Source organism: Lysinibacillus sp. KU-BSD001, from assembly GCF_042920265.1.
Taxonomy (GTDB): Bacteria; Bacillota; Bacilli; order Bacillales_A; family Planococcaceae; genus Lysinibacillus_B.
Window position 1 is genome coordinate 20,248 of the sequence record NZ_JBDQZI010000013.1, and the last position, 16,156, is coordinate 36,403.

Genomic DNA, 16,156 nt, shown 5'->3' on the forward strand with positions numbered 1-16,156 from the left:
CTCCTTGTTCAATGTTGTTGAAATTAAATTTCTTTTACAGTAACTAAGTGAGCTACTTTTGTTAACATACCGCGAATAGCTGCATTGTCAGCTTGTTCAACAGTTTGGTTTGTTTTACGTAAGCCTAAAGCTTCAATCGTTTTACGCTGTGCCGGTTTAGAACCGATAACAGATTTAGTAAGGGTGATTTGTAATTTAGCCATTATAATTCCCCCCTTATCCTAATAATTCTTCCACTGATTTACCGCGTAGCTTTGCAACGTCCTCTGCGCGTTTTAATTCAGCTAAACCTGCTACAGTTGCACGCACCATATTGATTGGTGTGTTTGAACCTAGAGATTTTGAAAGAATATCAGTAATACCAGCAAGTTCTAGTACAGCACGTACTGGACCACCAGCGATAACTCCTGTACCAGGAGCTGCAGGTTTAATTAAGATTGAACCTGCACCGAAGCGACCTTGCACTAAGTGTGGAGTAGTTCCACCTACGCGTGGTACTTCGATTAAGTTTTTCTTCGCGTCTTCAACAGCTTTGCGGATTGCGTCTGGTACCTCTTGTGCTTTACCAGTACCGAAACCTACATGACCGTTTTTATCTCCAACTACAACTAATGCAGTGAAGCGGAAGCGACGACCACCTTTAACAACTTTAGCAACACGGTTAATTGTAACTACGCGTTCTTCAAGTTCTAATTTGTTTGCGTCAATGCGACTCATGAAGTATGTCCCTCCTTCTTATTAAAATTCTAAGCCGTTTTCACGTGCAGCTTCAGCTAAAGCTTTTACACGTCCATGATATAAGTAACCACCACGGTCAAATACCACAGTAGTAATATTTTTTTCAACAGCGCGTTTTGCGATGATTTCACCGATTTTCGCAGCTGCTTCTACGTTTGAACCAGCACCCTCGAAGTCTTTTTCTTGAGTGTTAGCAGAAACTAAAGTTACGCCAGCTACGTCATCGATAAGTTGTGCATAAATGTTCTTGTTTGAACGGAATACGTTTAAACGAGGACGTACAGCAGTACCAGAGATTTTAGCACGAACACGCCCATGACGTTTCTTACGAACTTGATTTTTATCTTGTTTCGTAATCATAGAGGTCACTCCTTTCTAATGCTTATGCAGCATTATTTACCTGTTTTACCTTCTTTACGACGAACGAATTCGCCTTCGTAACGGATACCTTTACCTTTGTATGGCTCTGGTGGACGAACGTCACGAATGTTAGATGCTAATGCACCAACGCGTTCTTTAGAAATACCTTTTACGATAATTTTCGTGTTTGAAGGAACTTCGATCTCTAAACCTTCTTCTGGTGTGAACTCTACTGGATGAGAGTAACCTACGTTCAGTACAAGCTTTTTACCTTGTAATTGAGCACGGTAACCAACACCGATAAGTTCTAGAGAGCGTGTGAAACCTTCAGAAACACCAGTTACCATGTTAGCTAGTAACGCACGAGTTGTACCGTGGTTTGTACGGTGTTCTTTAGACTCAGAAGGACGAACAACAGTAACGATGTTGCCTTCTTGCTCGATTTTCATATCTTGATGGAATTGACGAGTTAATTCGCCTTTAGGACCTTTCACTGTAACTGTGTTATCAGCAGCGACCGCAATAGTTACACCTGCAGGTACCTCGATAAGTTTTTTACCTACGCGAGACATTTAGTTGCACCTCCATTCTTTTTGTTGCTAATTACCAAACGTATGCTAAGATTTCTCCGCCAACTTTTTTAGCGCGAGCTTCTTTGTCAGTTAATAAACCTTGTGAAGTTGATACTAAAGCGATACCAAGACCGTTTAATACTTTTGGCACTTCATCAGTTTTAGCGTATACACGTAAACCTGGTTTAGAAATACGTTTTAAGCCAGTGATAACGCGCTCGTTATCTTTACCGTATTTTAAGAAGATACGGATGATACCTTGCTTGTTGTCTTCTACGTACTCTACGTCACGGATGAAACCTTCACGCTTTAAGATTTCAGCGATTTGTTTTTTAAGGTTAGAAGCCGGAACCTCTAACTTCTCGTGACGAACCATGTTCGCATTACGGATGCGAGTAAGCATATCTGCAATCGGATCAGTCATTGTCATGAAAATTTACCTCCTTCCCAAATTAGGGGATTACCAGCTGGCTTTTTTAACGCCAGGAATTTGTCCCTTATATGCAAGTTCACGGAAACAAATACGGCAAAGTTTAAATTTGCGGTATACAGAATGTGGACGACCACAGCGTTCACAGCGTGTATATTCTTGAACTTTAAACTTTTGCTTACGTTGTTGTTTAACGATCATTGATTTTTTAGCCACGTTTTCGCCCTCCTTGTTTTAATTACTTCTGGAACGGCATACCGAATTGTGTCAATAACTCGCGAGCTTCTTCATCAGAATTCGCAGTCGTTACGATCACGATGTCCATACCGCGTACTTTCGAAACTTTATCGTAATCGATTTCAGGGAAAATTAGTTGCTCTTTCACACCTAAAGTGTAGTTACCGCGACCATCGAATGCTTTTTTAGAAACACCACGGAAGTCACGTACACGTGGAAGTGCGATAGCGATTAATTTATCCAAGAATTCATACATACGCTCACCGCGTAATGTAACTTTAGCACCGATAGGCATACCTTCACGTAGACGGAAACCTGCGATCGATTTTTTCGCTTTAGTTACTACTGGTTTTTGACCAGTGATAATTGTTAATTCTTCAACAGCTGCATCTAGAGCTTTAGAGTTTTGAACTGCGTCACCAACACCCATGTTGATTACGATTTTCTCAACTTTTGGCAATTGCATAACTGATTTATAACCGAATTTGCTCATAAGAGCTGGAGAAACTTCATTTAAATATTTTTCTTTAAGGCGGCTCATGTAGTTTTACCTCCCTTCATGGTTTACTATTAGTCGATTACTACACCGGATTTTTTTGCAACACGAACTTTTTTGCCGTTTTCGATTTTGTAACCTACACGAGTCGGCTCGCCAGATTTTGGATCGATTAGCATTACGTTCGAAACGTGGATTGCAGCTTCTTGAGATACAATACCACCTTGTGGGTTAAGTTGGTTAGGTTTAACGTGTTTCTTAACGATGTTTACACCTTCAACAAGAACGCGTTCTTGTTTAGGATAAGCAGCTAAGATAACGCCCTCTTTACCTTTATCTTTACCAGTAATTACTTTTACTTTGTCGCCCTTTTTAACATGCATTATGTGTCGCACCTCCTTGATTGGTACTGTCATGAAATTAAAGAACTTCTGGAGCTAGAGAAACGATCTTCATGAAGTTGCTATCACGTAATTCACGTGCAACAGGTCCGAAAATACGAGTTCCGCGTGGAGACTTATCATCTTTGATGATTACGCAAGCGTTCTCGTCAAATTTGATATAAGTACCGTCTTTACGACGTACACCCGATTTTGTGCGAACGATAACAGCCTTAACAACGTCACCTTTCTTGACAACGCCACCTGGTGTTGCTTTCTTAACTGTACATACGACGATATCGCCGATGTTAGCAGTCTTACGTCCAGAACCACCAAGTACTTTAATTGTTAATACTTCACGTGCACCTGAGTTGTCAGCAACTTTCATACGACTTTCTTGTTGGATCACTTAGGTTACCTCCCTCCGGAATTTGTTTTACTTCCGAAATAGTTATTAGATAATAACCGCTTTTTCTACAACTTCCACTACGCGGAAACGTTTAGTAGCTGATAGCGGGCGAGTTTCCATGATACGTACGATATCACCGATTTTCGCTGTGTTTAACTCATCATGAGCTTTAAACTTTTTAGAGTACTTTACACGCTTACCGTATAATTTGTGCTTCTTATATGTTTCAACAAGAACAGTAACTGTTTTGTCCATTTTGTCAGAAACAACACGGCCAGTGTAAACTTTGCGTTGATTACGCTCAGTCATGCCTGAAAACCTCCTTTATCAGTTTTATTGTGCACTGATTTCTCTTTCACGAATCACAGTTTTCATACGCGCAATCGCTTTACGAACTTCACGAATGCGAGCTGTGTTTTCTAATTGACCAGTCGCCAATTGGAAGCGAAGGTTGAAAAGCTCTTCTTTCAGTGATTTCACTTTTAATTCAATTTCAGAAGTGGCAAGGTCACGGATTTCATTAGCTTTCATTAGATTCACCACCAGTTTCTTGACGTTTTACGATCTTACATTTAACAGGAAGTTTGTGTGATGCTAAACGAAGTGCTTCACGTGCGATTTCTTCAGATACGCCAGCGATTTCGAACATTACTTTTCCTGGTTTTACTACTGCTACCCAGCCTTCAGGAGAACCTTTACCAGAACCCATGCGGACTTCTAGAGGCTTTTTAGTGTAAGGCTTATGCGGGAAGATTTTAATCCAAACTTTACCGCCACGTTTCATGTAACGTGTCATAGCAATACGGGCAGATTCGATTTGACGGTTTGTAATCCAAGATGCTGTAGTAGCTTGTAAGCCCCACTCACCGAAAACTACTTCTTTACCGCCTTTCGCTTCACCACGCATGTTACCACGGTGTTCACGACGATATTTAACGCGTTTAGGTAATAACATAATTATTTGCCTCCTTCCTCAGAGTTCTTCTTAGTCGGAAGGACTTCACCACGGTAGATCCATACTTTAACACCTAACTTACCATAAGTAGTATCAGCTTCAGCGTGTGCATAGTCGATGTCAGCACGTAAAGTATGAAGTGGAACAGTTCCTTCAGAATAGTGTTCAGCACGCGCGATATCAGCGCCACCTAAACGACCAGATACTTGAGTTTTGATACCTTTTGCACCAGCGCGCATTGAGCGTTGGATTGCTTGCTTTTGAGCACGACGGAATGATACGCGGTTCTCAAGTTGACGAGCGATATTTTCAGCTACTAAACGAGCATCTAAATCCGCTTTTTTGATTTCAACGATGTTGATGTGTACACGCTTGCCAGTTAAATCAGATAAGTATTTACGTAAGTTTTCAACTTCCGTACCGCCTTTACCGATTACCATACCTGGTTTCGCAGTGTGAATTGTGATGTTTACGCGGTTTGCAGCGCGTTCGATTTCAACTTTAGATACAGATGCATCTTTCAGTGAAGTCTCGATATATTTACGAACTTTGATGTCTTCGTGTAAAAGATCAGCATAGTCTTTTTCAGCGTACCATTTTGACTCCCAGTCACGAATAACACCAACGCGTAGTCCTATTGGATGTACTTTTTGACCCACGGATTAAACCTCCTTCTTCTCAGATACCACTACAGTAATGTGGCTTGTGCGTTTGTTAATTGCGCTTGCACGTCCTTGAGCACGTGGACGGAAACGTTTTAATGTTGGACCTTCGTCAACAAAAACTTCAGAAACAACTAGGTTGTTAATATCTAACTCATAGTTGTGTTCGGCGTTAGCAACTGCAGATTTTAATACTTTCTCAACGACTGGAGACGCCGCTTTTGGAGTATGACGTAAAATTGCAACTGCTTCACCAACTTGCTTACCTCGGATTAAGTCTACAACTAGACGTACTTTACGAGGAGCGATACGAACTGTACGAGCGATAGCTTTAGCTTGTGTCATTAGGATTTACCTCCTCTCAAAATTAGCGTCTTGTTTTCTTGTCATCTGCACCGTGACCTTTATAAGCACGTGTCGGTGCGAACTCACCAAGTTTGTGACCTACCATATCTTCAGTGATGTATACAGGTACGTGTTTACGTCCGTCGTATACAGCGATCGTTAAACCGATGAAGTTCGGGAAGATAGTAGAACGGCGAGACCAAGTTTTAATCACTTGTTTTTTCTCAGAAGCCTCTTGTGCTTCCACCTTTTTCATTAGGTGGTCATCGACAAAAGGTCCTTTCTTTAAGCTGCGACCCATTTAGGAACCTCCCTCCGTGATTCCACCACGGCTCTCCGTGCGAACCGTAGTTTAACCACATTATTTTTTACGACTACGAATAATAAACTTAGAAGTTTTATTTTTCTTTTTGCGTGTTTTATAACCAAGAGCTGGTTTACCCCATGGTGTCATTGGAGATTTACGTCCGATTGGAGAACGTCCTTCACCACCACCGTGTGGGTGATCGTTAGGGTTCATTACAGAACCACGTACAGTTGGGCGTTTACCTAACCAACGAGAGCGACCTGCTTTACCGATGTTAATAAGTTCGTGTTGCTCGTTACCAACTTGACCGATTGTAGCACGGCAAGTAGCTAATACTAAGCGAACTTCACCAGATTGAAGACGAACGATTACGTATTTACCTTCACGACCAAGTACTTGTGCAGAAGTACCAGCAGAACGTACTAATTGTCCACCTTTACCAGGTTTTAACTCGATGTTGTGTACTGTTGTACCCATTGGAATGTTTGCTAATGGTAATGCGTTACCTACTTTAATGTCAGCCTCTGGACCAGAGTAAATCGTTTGACCTACTTCAAGACCTTTCGGAGCTAAGATGTAACGTTTTTCACCGTCAGCGTAGTTAATTAATGCGATATTCGCAGAGCGGTTTGGATCATATTCGATAGTAGCAACGCGTCCTGGAATGCCGTCTTTAAGACGTTTGAAGTCAATTACGCGGTATTGCTTCTTATGACCACCACCATGATGACGAACAGTAATTTTACCTTGGTTGTTACGACCAGCTTTGCGTTTGATTGGTGCTAATAAAGACTTTTCAGGCTTATTAGTTGTAATTTCAGCAAAGTCAGATGACGTCATATTACGACGACCATTTGATGTTGGTTTATACTTTTTAATCGCCATGTGTTTTCCCTCCTTTTATATTGTGCAATGTAACCCGAACTGGATTAGATTTCGAATAATTCGATTTCTTTTGACTCAGCAGTTAATTTAACAATCGCTTTACGACGTTTGTTAGTGTAACCACCAAATTTACCAACGCGTTTGAATTTACCTTTGTAGTTCATGATGTTTACTTTCTCAACTTGAACGCCGAAGATTTCTTCAATTGCATCTTTAACTTGAGTTTTGTTAGCGCGAGTGTCTACTTCGAAAGTATACTTTTTCTCTGCCATAATTTCAGAAGAACGCTCAGTAATGACCGGACGTTTGATGATATCACGTGCTTCCATTATCCAAGCACCTCCTCAACTTTAGTTACTGCATCTTTAGTGAATACAACTTTTTCGTGACCTAAAAGATCAAGAACGTTGATTCCAGCTGCAGTTAAAACAGTAACACCAGGGATGTTACGTGCAGATAACGCTACGTTTTCGTTAAGCTCAGCTGTTACGAAAAGCGCTTTTTTGTTGATTTCTAATGCTTTTAAAATAGCAGCGAAATCTTTTGTTTTTGGTGCATCTAAGTTTAATACATCAAGAACTACGAAGTTTTGCTCTAACACTTTAGCTGATAAAGCTGATTTAAGAGCTAAGCGACGAACTTTCTTCGGTAATTTGTAAGAGTAGCTACGTGGAGTTGGACCGAATACGATACCACCACCGCGCCATTGTGGAGAGCGGATCGAACCTTGACGAGCACGACCAGTTCCTTTTTGACGCCATGGCTTACGACCACCACCAGCAACTTCAGAACGGTTTTTAACTTTGTGATTACCTTGACGTAGAGAAGCGCGTTGAGCGATTACTGCGTCGAATAATACTGCTTCGTTTGGCTCGATTCCGAAGATCGCATCGTTTAATTCGATTTCGCCAACTGAAGCACCTGTTTGACTAAGTACAGATACCTTTGTCATTCCTGTGTCCTCCTTTCTTCAGAGAATTATTTAGATTTTACTGCAGTTTTTACTGCAACAAGAGCTTTTTTAGAACCAGGAACATTACCTTTAACTAGTAATAAGTTGCGTTCAGCATCAACCTTAACGATTTCAAGGTTTTGGATTGTTACAACATTACCACCCATTTGACCAGGTAATTTCTTTTGTTTGAATACGCGGTTCGGAGCAACAGGACCCATTGAACCAACACGACGGTGGTAACGAGAACCGTGAGACATAGGACCACGAGATTGTCCGTGACGCTTGATTGCACCTTGGAAACCTTTACCTTTAGTCACACCTGTTACATCAACTACATCGCCTTCTGCGAAAATTTCTACTTTGACTTCTTGACCAACTTCGTATTCTGCCACGTTAACGTTGCGGAACTCACGAATGAAGCGCTTAGGAGCAGTATTTGCTTTAGCTACATGACCTTTTGCTGGTTTGTTAGCAAGCTTTTCGCGTTTGTCTTCGAAACCAACTTGAATTGCTTCGTAACCGTCAGTTTCAACAGTTTTCTTTTGAAGAACTACGTTTGCAGAAGCTTCGATTACTGTTACTGGGATTAAATCGCCGTTTTCAGCGAAAACTTGAGTCATGCCAATTTTTCTACCTAAGATTCCTTTAGCCATTCGTCACACCTCCTATAAATTTTGAAAAGTTATATTTGTTTTTACCATTAAAGTTTGATTTCGATATCAACGCCAGATGGTAAGTCAAGTTTCATTAACGCATCAACAGTTTGTGGTGTTGGGTTAACGATATCGATTAGACGTTTATGCGTACGCATTTCGAATTGCTCACGAGAATCTTTGTACTTGTGAACAGCACGTAGGATTGTGTACACAGACTTTTCAGTTGGTAACGGAATCGGACCTGACACGCTAGCACCTGAACGTTTAGCTGTTTCTACGATTTTTTCAGCAGATTGATCAAGGATACGGTGATCATACGCTTTTAAACGAATACGAATCTTTTGTTTTGCCATAATTTTCCCTCCTTCTCGCCTATTTTCTAGACATTCTCCACGAAAATTTCCCACACACTCGCCATGGCAAAGCGGCCGGGTGTGTCGGCAACCTCTCGCTTCATCGCAGTCAAAGACCAACATTCAACATTATATACAATAAAAAAGAAGTTCGCAAGTGTTTTAGCAAAATTCTTTTTTTATCATCTATAACATTATATCTTTATATGCATTCGCTCTTTTTGAGCCGTTACCTAGTATATAAGAGTATGAAAGCGAAAGCAACCCAAAAGAAAGCAAAGTGCTGTAGATAAAATATTCAGAATACTAAGCGTATACAAATTATCTTCACTTTAAACAGAGACGTTTATATTAAATAGGAAGATTGTATGGATGTATTCAACCGGATAATTTCCTCCCCACTAGAAAAACCGCCAATTTAAAAATTGACGGCTTTTCTTTGCCTAGTAGGAAATCGTTTACTTATCTAAAAACAAAAAAACCGGTTATCCCATCTAACCAGTTTTTTATTATGATTGCTTCGTTGTTTTGTCAAAGTCACATAAATCAATCCATTGCAAAATCGCCTGAATCACTCCATTGAACGCTAAGCCGTTGGGTGTGAGCTCATATTCCACTTTTTTAATAGAAGAGTCTATCAATTTTTTATTGACTAAGCCTGTATCTACAAGCTCATTTAAACGTTCTGTTAATAAACGGTCTGAAATCCCTGGGATCATGGCGTGAATTTCGTGGTACCTTTTAGGTCCTGATAATAAGGTATATACAATCATGCCCATCCATCGTTTCCCTATAAATTCTATTGCTTGATGATAGCTACTACATTTATGTGTACAATTCGGTTGAGTCATCTAATAACCTCCCGTCTGTGATTGCAATTTCTCTTATTATAACATAGAAACTTTTTTGTTTGACGCACTAACTTACTAATGGTAATATTCTATTCAACAACTTACCTTAAGTAAGTTTTAGGAGGAATTATTATGTTAACAACAACAGTATCAAATCTATATACAATCATGGAAGAAAGAAAATCTGTTCGTAAATACGATCCTACTTTTAAAATGACACAAGCAGAACTGGCAGAAATCATTACGAAAGCAACTAGCGCACCGTCTTCAAGTAATCTTCAACCATGGAGATTTCTTGTGATCCAAGATGAGGCTATCAAAAAAGAACTTCGCGAAATTGCTAACAATCAAGAACAAATTGAAACATCTGCAGCAGTCATTGCCGTTTTAGGTGATGCTGAAATGTATAAAAATGTTGAAAAGATTTACACACAAAATGTAGCTGAAGGTCATATGGGAGAAGAACAGAAAAATATGATGATTACGAATTCACTCCGCATGTACCCTTCTGCGCCATTCGAAATCAGAAAGAATATTGCAACTTTTGATGCAGGATTAATTTCAATGCAACTCATGCTGCTTGCTAAAGAAAAAGGCCTTGATACAGTAACAATGGGCGGTTTTGATAAAGTAAAATTTGCTGAGCGTTTTGAATTACCTGAAAATCAATTCCCTATCGTACTCATCGCCATCGGTAAAGCGGCTGCACCAGCATATGGTTCTTCCCGTTTACCTTTAGGAGACATTGCCCGTTTTATCTAAAATAAAAACTCAGCCGACGTCCAAATGGCGTCTGCTGAGTTTTTCACTTTATTATACGTAAATGATTTTTTCAATAAAAATCAAATATATGTCTTAAAGGGAATACAATTAGCTATCTCTAGGCTTTCGTTGAGTTATTTATAAAGATTGCTTGATCACCTTTTTGTAATAACTGATAGATAGTACAGCAAATAGAATATACATTGCAATATACAAGCTCATCGTAATCATTAATGGAGCAACTAATTCTGAGCCGAATAAAAACCAACCTGACTTCACAGCAAAATAACTATGCAATAATCCGATTAGTAGCGGCACACCGAAGTTAAATGCCTGTTTCGCATAAATGCCGCGCATAATGTCCTGCTGGGAGAAGCCGATTTTACGTAAAATTGTATACGATGGTAGCTCCTCATCCGCCTCTGACATTTGCTTAAAGTATAAAATGCTCCCTGTTGCGAGTAAGAAGGCTAAGCCGAGGAAGGCAGTAGTGAAAATGATGACCCCCATCGATTTAATCGTTGCACTACGAGCTTGTTCAAATGAAGGTTGGGAAATGGTTTCAACAACTATTTCACCACTTTCATCAAGAACTTCCCTAGAAAGCTTGTTCAGATTCATTGCCTTGTAAAGTGATTCTGCACGTTCTTCATATTCTTCTGTTACCTCAACAGAAATTTGCTTTGCAAAAGGCATCGTTGCTACTGTTGGAATTTCCTCAAATTGTGTATCTGTTACGATAAAGACTGGAGCTCCACCACCAATAGCTAATCCAGCCAACAAATCTTCCCGTACTTCTGTAATACGCATTTCAAAAAGCTGCTCATCTGCCTGTACAGTTGGTACACTCTCTACTTTGATAGGAAGCATTTGTGCCAACATACCTACATGATTGGTCACTAACACGTCTCCCTCTAAAAGAGTATACTCTGGTACGATTTGCTGAAAATCAGAAAGTGGTATGACAGTTGTTTCAGCATCTAAATTTATAAGCGGGCTATTTTTTAAATTGACATCCACTATTTCGCTCACATTGACCTTTACCTGCTTTAAGCGATAAGTTGTTGTTTCATAAGGAATATTATTCATTTCAAGCCCCGCTAAAAACTTATCGCCCTCCTCATCAAATACAGTAAAATCGGTAGGGGAAGTAACTCTAGCCTGACTAGCTGCCGAATAATAAGTGATATACGAAAGTGTTGTAATCGCTAGAGACACCGCTGTAAGCACTGTAATGAGTGTTAATGACTTTGCATTCCCCTTCATCCGATGCATAATTGGCGTCAAAGCCAGTACATCAGTCGACTTTAAATGCCCATTTTTCTTTAAACGTATTAAGTTTATAACAAACGAAACAGAAAAACGGAATACTAAGAACGTACCGCCAATGGTCGTTACTAAAATGATGATCATATTTAAAAATAAATTGTTCGCACTTTCTAAATCAAATAGTTTTGTCGAAGCATAATAGCCATACACGATTAAACCAATTCCAATCGCTCCAACAACCATTTGTACTAAACTAAAGCGCTTCACTCGCTCATCAGCCTGTTTAGACGCTGTGAATAATGATAGTAACGACACACGACGAATAATAAATGCCATTTGAATTAAAATGACGATTAATAAAACCCCAAAAATAAGGGCGGTCCGAACAATAGCTTCCGTACTGAAAGTCATGCTGACGACTGCGTCATAATCCAGCACCTTTAGTAAAATCATCGCAAAAATACGTGAGCTTAAAAAACCGATGCTCATTCCAATGACAACTGCTCCGACAAATAAAAGCATATTTTCTAATGCAATTAATCGAACAATTAACCCTTTCGTCATCCCAATTAACTGATAAAGCCCAATTTCTTTACTGCGACGCTTCATAAATAAATGATTGGCATATAACACGAAAAACGTCACGATAAAATACAGTAAGTACGATGCTGCTTCAAATCCAGCTGTAGCTGTACCACTCTTTTCTGTAGCTTTTAACACCGAGTTATTAAATTGCAACGTAATAAACGAAAAATAGAGCGTTACACTAAAAATAAGCGCAAAAAAGTACAAATAGTAATGCTTAATATTTTTTTGCATACTACGTAGAACAAGTTGGCTAAGCGTCATAGCCATCACCACCTAGCACACTTTGCGTATTTAAAATTTGTTGGAAAAATTCATTACGCGATTTCTCGCCTTTATAAAGCTCTGTATAAATTTGTCCGTCCTTTAAAAATAGCACGCGACTGCAAAAGCTTGCGGCAACAGCATCATGTGTCACCATCATAATCGTTGCCTGCTTTTCTTTATTGATCTTCTCTAAATTTGCAAGTAGCGCCGTAGCCGATTTAGAATCAAGTGCGCCAGTCGGTTCGTCTGCAAAGATAATAGAAGGATTTGAAATGAGGGCACGTGCTGCAGACGTTCGTTGCTTTTGTCCTCCTGAAATTTCATTTGGGTATTTATCGATAATATCTTCTATTGCCAAAATCTTTACAAGCTCTTTAAATCTAGCTTCTGCTGCTGCCTTTGGAATTTTACTGATCGATAGTGGAAGCAAAATATTTTCCTTCACTGTTAATGTATCGAGTAAATTATAATCCTGAAATATAAAGCCTAGTTGCTCGCGTCGGAAGTTTGCGAGTACTTTTTCCTTCATCCCTTGTAATTTTTGTCTGTTGATTTCCACTAGTCCTTCTGAAACAGCATCAATCGAACATAGCACATTTAATAACGTCGTTTTTCCTGACCCTGAAGGTCCCATAATGCCAACGAATTCCCCTTTATTCACTTCTAAATCAATTCCCTTTAATACTTCCTGTTGTAATGCACGTTTACCATACGTTTTGCGAATTTTCCTTGCGATTAAAATCGGCATCTCTCTCATCCTTTACTTCAACTTGTTGCTTTTATTTTATCTTGTTCATGCATGCGTTTCGTTCGTTTTACATGACAAATAAAAACGGTACATGACATTTTCGTCACATACCGTACGATTTATGATATTCATTGTCCATCGGAAACTGTATGGTCACCGTTGTTCCTACATTTACTTGTGACGTCATTTGTAGCCGAATCCCTAATTTCTCGGCAGATTGCTTCGCTAAATAGAGGCCCATTCCTGTTGCAGCCATCGTTTCTCGGCCAATCGTGCCCGTATACGATTTTTGAAAGACACGTGGTAAATCTTCCGTTGCAATCCCACAACCAGCATCTTGCACGTGCAAACACATATGCCCTTGTGTATCTTGTTCTGTATAAATATGAATTTCCGTATTCGGTTTACTGTACTTCACCGCATTTGAAAAAATTTGTCTAAAAATAAAAGCAAGCCATTTGGCATCCGTCGTGACTACTTCCTCTAACTCACCGATTTCGATCCCAATTCCTTTTTCTAAGCACCATGAACGTAATTCACGTATTTCTTTATAAATAACCGATTGCAATACTACTTTCTCTAAGCGATTATCCTTTTCAATCGTAGATAGCCGTGTCGCATGTAGCTGCTGATCCAGTAATAAATAAATGCGGAGCCATTCATATTCGACCCGCTCTTTTAATGTCCCTTGCTCTATTTGATCCATCATTAGCTTCAGCGCGGTCATTGGGGACTTCATTTCATGTACCCAAGCAAGAATTTCATCATGTCGCTCTAATGCATCTAGCTTTTGCTTGTTCATTTGTTGCTCTAGTTCATGTATTGTTTTATTGACGTGCTGTAACATTTGTCGCTGAAATGGCGAGACCTCATCCTCCATTGCACCCCCACTACAAAACGTGCGCAATTGCTTCGATTCTTTTACATAACGCCAGCTAAAGAAAATGAGGAAAAGCAGTACATTTATCAGGTTGATGTACCGTATGGACACATCTGAAAATCCATCATCTAAAAAAAATAAAATATTCATCCATAATTGCAGACACACAAAAAAGCCAATCCATGCAAGCCGTTCTTTTAAAAATAGCCACATCATTGTGACACCGCCATATAGCCAAGCCCCTTTTTCGTCACAATCACATCTTCTAACCCAATTTCTTCAAGTCGTTGACGTAGTCGATTGACATTGACCGTTAAAGTATTGTCGTTGACGAAGCGTTCATCATCCCAAAGCTGTCGCATCAATTCATCCCGCGAGACAATTTGTCCACTTGATTTCAGCAACACCTTCAAAATAAATAGTTCATTTTTCGTTAATTCAATGTGCTTCCCATCATATTCAACCGTTGCACGATCATAATCAATGATGGCATCGTTCCATCGAAGCATTTCAGTTGGTTGCTCTTGATAGTCATATGTACGTCGAAGTAATGCCTGCACCTTCGCTAATAGCACATCCATATGAAAAGGCTTTTGTACAAAATCATCTGCTCCCATTTGCATCGCCATTACCATATCCATCGGGTGATCTCGTGAGGATAAAAATAAAATCGGTACTTTGGAAATCGCTCGTATTTCTCGGCACCAATGAAAGCCATCAAAAGCTGGTAACTGAATATCAATAATGACCATCTGTGGCTGCTCCGCTAAAAACTCGTCCAATATGTGCTGAAAGTTGGCTGGTCCGATTACGTCAATCGACCATTGTGCGAAGCGTTCCTTAATGATTGCGAAAATCGATTCATCATCTTCTATTAAATACACTTTCACATCTCTCACTCCTCTCAACCAGCGCTCATCTACTTTTATTATACACTTTTTGTAAAATATCAATATAGACAAGTATGTAACAAAATAACAAAGTATATCGTTTTTGTTGTTGATTTCTAATATTTCAGATTAATTGTATAATGATTAGTAATTGTGTTTTACATTCATACAAATACTTTTATATGAATCATTCTTTATATTGGTATAACGATTAATCCATTTCATTGTATAAAAGGAGGGCTTATTTTGGACATTCGTCAAATTGAATATTTTGCAGAGGTTGCGAAACATCTAAGTTTTACAAAAGCTGCTTCTACTTTACATGTATCACAGCCTTCTATTAGTAAAGCTATTCAAAATTTAGAAGCCGAGTTAGGTGTACCATTATTCTATCGCTCTTCTAAACAGTTAGAGCTAACAGATGCAGGGCAGGCAGTGTTAGTGAATGCGAAGCAAGTATTAGAAGCATTTAAAAATTTACGCTCGGAGTTAACCGACTTAATGGATTTAAAAAAAGGACAAATCCGTATCGGTATTCCACCGATTGTCGGTGCAGAGTTTTTCACAAAATTAGTAAGTCAGTATAAGGAGCAATACCCTTATATCGAAATTATTTTATCCGAGGTGGGGACGAAAAAGATTCGCGAAGGGGTGGAAGCAGGGGAATTAGATATTGGCCTCATTTGCAATTTATGTATCGCGACTAATCAATTAGAAACGATCAGTATACTAAAGGACCCACTAATGTTAATTGTTCATTTGGATCATCCACTAGCCACTCGTCCTTTTATCAAATTATCTGAGCTGAAAAAAGAAACATTTGTCATGTATCGGAAAGACTTCACTTTATATGACCGTATCGTGGAAGAATGCGCTAAAAACGGTTTTGTTCCTAACATTGCTTGCGAAACATCACAGAAGGATTTAATTATTGAAATGGTCGCAGCTAAGCTAGGGATTGCTTTACTCCCTAAAAAAATTTGTGAGAAAATAAAGGATGATACGATTGTAGCTATCCCATTTGATGAAGAACATATCTTCTTAGAACTAGGGATGGCGTGGAAAAAAAATAAATATTTATCCTATGCTGTACGGGAGTTTATTGCACTGACGCACGATTTTATTTCTGACTAAACAAAAAGACACATCTCTAAGAGATTGTGT

General features: G+C 39.3%; 27 protein-coding genes. 2 read left to right on the plus strand and 25 right to left on the minus strand.

What is annotated here, in order from left to right; translation table 11 throughout:
* Nucleotides 1-23: 23 nt before the first annotated feature.
* From rpmD to AAGS61_RS16515, 21 genes are all read right to left on the minus strand, one after another.
* Nucleotides 24-206: a 50S ribosomal protein L30 gene (gene rpmD / locus AAGS61_RS16415; RefSeq protein WP_425325067.1), complete on the minus strand. Its 183-nt coding sequence runs from the start codon at nt 204-206 to the stop codon at nt 24-26.
* Nucleotides 207-216: 10 nt separating this feature from the next.
* Nucleotides 217-717, minus strand: coding sequence for a 30S ribosomal protein S5 (rpsE, locus tag AAGS61_RS16420; RefSeq protein ID WP_391374273.1), 501 nt, complete (start codon nt 715-717; stop codon nt 217-219).
* A 21-nt stretch (nt 718-738) separates the two neighbouring features.
* Nucleotides 739-1,098, minus strand: coding sequence for a 50S ribosomal protein L18 (gene rplR / locus AAGS61_RS16425; protein WP_391374276.1), 360 nt, complete (start codon nt 1,096-1,098; stop codon nt 739-741).
* 32 nt (nt 1,099-1,130) lie between these two features.
* Nucleotides 1,131-1,670, minus strand: coding sequence for a 50S ribosomal protein L6 (gene rplF, locus AAGS61_RS16430; protein ID WP_391374278.1), 540 nt, complete (start codon nt 1,668-1,670; stop codon nt 1,131-1,133).
* 31 nt (nt 1,671-1,701) lie between these two features.
* Nucleotides 1,702-2,100, minus strand: a complete 399-nt coding sequence (rpsH, locus tag AAGS61_RS16435) for a 30S ribosomal protein S8 (RefSeq protein WP_391374281.1) — start codon at nt 2,098-2,100, stop codon at nt 1,702-1,704.
* A 30-nt stretch (nt 2,101-2,130) separates the two neighbouring features.
* Nucleotides 2,131-2,316 carry a type Z 30S ribosomal protein S14 gene (locus tag AAGS61_RS16440; RefSeq protein WP_004233656.1) on the minus strand — a complete coding sequence of 62 codons (186 nt, stop codon included), beginning with the start codon at nt 2,314-2,316 and terminating at the stop codon, nt 2,131-2,133.
* 22 nt (nt 2,317-2,338) lie between these two features.
* Nucleotides 2,339-2,878 carry a 50S ribosomal protein L5 gene (gene rplE, locus AAGS61_RS16445; RefSeq protein WP_391374284.1) on the minus strand — a complete coding sequence of 180 codons (540 nt, stop codon included), beginning with the start codon at nt 2,876-2,878 and terminating at the stop codon, nt 2,339-2,341.
* A 29-nt stretch (nt 2,879-2,907) separates the two neighbouring features.
* Entirely contained in the window at nt 2,908-3,216 is a 309-nt protein-coding gene (rplX, locus tag AAGS61_RS16450; protein WP_391374287.1) for a 50S ribosomal protein L24, read from the minus strand.
* A 37-nt stretch (nt 3,217-3,253) separates the two neighbouring features.
* Nucleotides 3,254-3,622, minus strand: a complete 369-nt coding sequence (gene rplN, locus AAGS61_RS16455; RefSeq protein WP_042478646.1) for a 50S ribosomal protein L14 — start codon at nt 3,620-3,622, stop codon at nt 3,254-3,256.
* Nucleotides 3,623-3,667: 45 nt separating this feature from the next.
* On the minus strand, nt 3,668-3,931 hold the full coding sequence (gene rpsQ / locus AAGS61_RS16460) for a 30S ribosomal protein S17 (RefSeq protein WP_391374291.1): 264 nt from the start codon (nt 3,929-3,931) through the stop codon (nt 3,668-3,670).
* A gap of 24 nt (nt 3,932-3,955) precedes the next feature.
* A complete protein-coding gene (gene rpmC, locus AAGS61_RS16465; RefSeq protein ID WP_042478642.1) occupies nt 3,956-4,153 on the minus strand; it encodes a 50S ribosomal protein L29 in 198 nt (65 codons plus the stop codon).
* Nucleotides 4,143-4,577 (minus strand): 50S ribosomal protein L16, encoded by a 435-nt coding sequence (rplP, locus tag AAGS61_RS16470; RefSeq protein ID WP_391374294.1) that lies wholly within the window; start codon nt 4,575-4,577, stop codon nt 4,143-4,145. Before rplP ends, rpmC begins: the two co-directional genes overlap by 11 nt.
* A 2-nt stretch (nt 4,578-4,579) precedes the next feature.
* Nucleotides 4,580-5,236, minus strand: coding sequence for a 30S ribosomal protein S3 (gene rpsC, locus AAGS61_RS16475; RefSeq protein ID WP_391374298.1), 657 nt, complete (start codon nt 5,234-5,236; stop codon nt 4,580-4,582).
* 3 nt (nt 5,237-5,239) lie between these two features.
* Nucleotides 5,240-5,584 carry a 50S ribosomal protein L22 gene (gene rplV, locus AAGS61_RS16480; protein WP_391374299.1) on the minus strand — a complete coding sequence of 115 codons (345 nt, stop codon included), beginning with the start codon at nt 5,582-5,584 and terminating at the stop codon, nt 5,240-5,242.
* 22 nt (nt 5,585-5,606) lie between these two features.
* On the minus strand, nt 5,607-5,885 hold the full coding sequence (rpsS, locus tag AAGS61_RS16485) for a 30S ribosomal protein S19 (protein ID WP_391374302.1): 279 nt from the start codon (nt 5,883-5,885) through the stop codon (nt 5,607-5,609).
* A 60-nt stretch (nt 5,886-5,945) separates the two neighbouring features.
* Nucleotides 5,946-6,776, minus strand: coding sequence for a 50S ribosomal protein L2 (rplB, locus tag AAGS61_RS16490; RefSeq protein ID WP_391374304.1), 831 nt, complete (start codon nt 6,774-6,776; stop codon nt 5,946-5,948).
* A gap of 44 nt (nt 6,777-6,820) precedes the next feature.
* Nucleotides 6,821-7,105 carry a 50S ribosomal protein L23 gene (gene rplW / locus AAGS61_RS16495; RefSeq protein ID WP_391374307.1) on the minus strand — a complete coding sequence of 95 codons (285 nt, stop codon included), beginning with the start codon at nt 7,103-7,105 and terminating at the stop codon, nt 6,821-6,823.
* The gene (rplD, locus tag AAGS61_RS16500; protein WP_391374310.1) at nt 7,105-7,728 is read right to left on the minus strand and encodes a 50S ribosomal protein L4; all 624 of its coding nucleotides are present in this window, start codon (nt 7,726-7,728) and stop codon (nt 7,105-7,107) included. Before rplD ends, rplW begins: the two co-directional genes overlap by 1 nt.
* A 26-nt stretch (nt 7,729-7,754) precedes the next feature.
* Complete coding sequence (rplC, locus tag AAGS61_RS16505) at nt 7,755-8,384, minus strand: 50S ribosomal protein L3 (RefSeq protein WP_391374313.1); 630 nt, start codon at nt 8,382-8,384, stop codon at nt 7,755-7,757.
* A 47-nt stretch (nt 8,385-8,431) separates the two neighbouring features.
* On the minus strand, nt 8,432-8,740 hold the full coding sequence (gene rpsJ / locus AAGS61_RS16510; RefSeq protein WP_004233624.1) for a 30S ribosomal protein S10: 309 nt from the start codon (nt 8,738-8,740) through the stop codon (nt 8,432-8,434).
* A gap of 509 nt (nt 8,741-9,249) precedes the next feature.
* Nucleotides 9,250-9,591 (minus strand): winged helix-turn-helix transcriptional regulator, encoded by a 342-nt coding sequence (locus AAGS61_RS16515; protein ID WP_391374316.1) that lies wholly within the window; start codon nt 9,589-9,591, stop codon nt 9,250-9,252.
* A gap of 132 nt (nt 9,592-9,723) precedes the next feature.
* Between AAGS61_RS16515 and AAGS61_RS16520 the strand changes: the two genes are divergently transcribed.
* A complete protein-coding gene (locus AAGS61_RS16520; RefSeq protein ID WP_391374319.1) occupies nt 9,724-10,353 on the plus strand; it encodes a nitroreductase family protein in 630 nt (209 codons plus the stop codon).
* Nucleotides 10,354-10,491: 138 nt separating this feature from the next.
* On the opposite strand, the gene AAGS61_RS16525 is transcribed toward AAGS61_RS16520, so the two are convergent.
* From AAGS61_RS16525 to AAGS61_RS16540, 4 genes are all read right to left on the minus strand, one after another.
* Nucleotides 10,492-12,471: an FtsX-like permease family protein gene (locus AAGS61_RS16525; RefSeq protein WP_391374322.1), complete on the minus strand. Its 1,980-nt coding sequence runs from the start codon at nt 12,469-12,471 to the stop codon at nt 10,492-10,494.
* On the minus strand, nt 12,461-13,222 hold the full coding sequence (locus tag AAGS61_RS16530) for an ABC transporter ATP-binding protein (RefSeq protein WP_391374325.1): 762 nt from the start codon (nt 13,220-13,222) through the stop codon (nt 12,461-12,463). The genes AAGS61_RS16525 and AAGS61_RS16530 overlap by 11 nt, the downstream gene beginning before the upstream one ends.
* Before the next feature lie 103 nt (nt 13,223-13,325).
* Nucleotides 13,326-14,318: a sensor histidine kinase gene (locus tag AAGS61_RS16535; RefSeq protein WP_391374327.1), complete on the minus strand. Its 993-nt coding sequence runs from the start codon at nt 14,316-14,318 to the stop codon at nt 13,326-13,328.
* Nucleotides 14,315-14,992 carry a winged helix-turn-helix domain-containing protein gene (locus AAGS61_RS16540; RefSeq protein WP_391374330.1) on the minus strand — a complete coding sequence of 226 codons (678 nt, stop codon included), beginning with the start codon at nt 14,990-14,992 and terminating at the stop codon, nt 14,315-14,317. Before AAGS61_RS16540 ends, AAGS61_RS16535 begins: the two co-directional genes overlap by 4 nt.
* 246 nt (nt 14,993-15,238) lie before the next feature.
* Between AAGS61_RS16540 and AAGS61_RS16545 the strand changes: the two genes are divergently transcribed.
* Complete coding sequence (locus AAGS61_RS16545) at nt 15,239-16,126, plus strand: LysR family transcriptional regulator (protein ID WP_391374333.1); 888 nt, start codon at nt 15,239-15,241, stop codon at nt 16,124-16,126.
* Nucleotides 16,127-16,156: the final 30 nt, after the last annotated feature.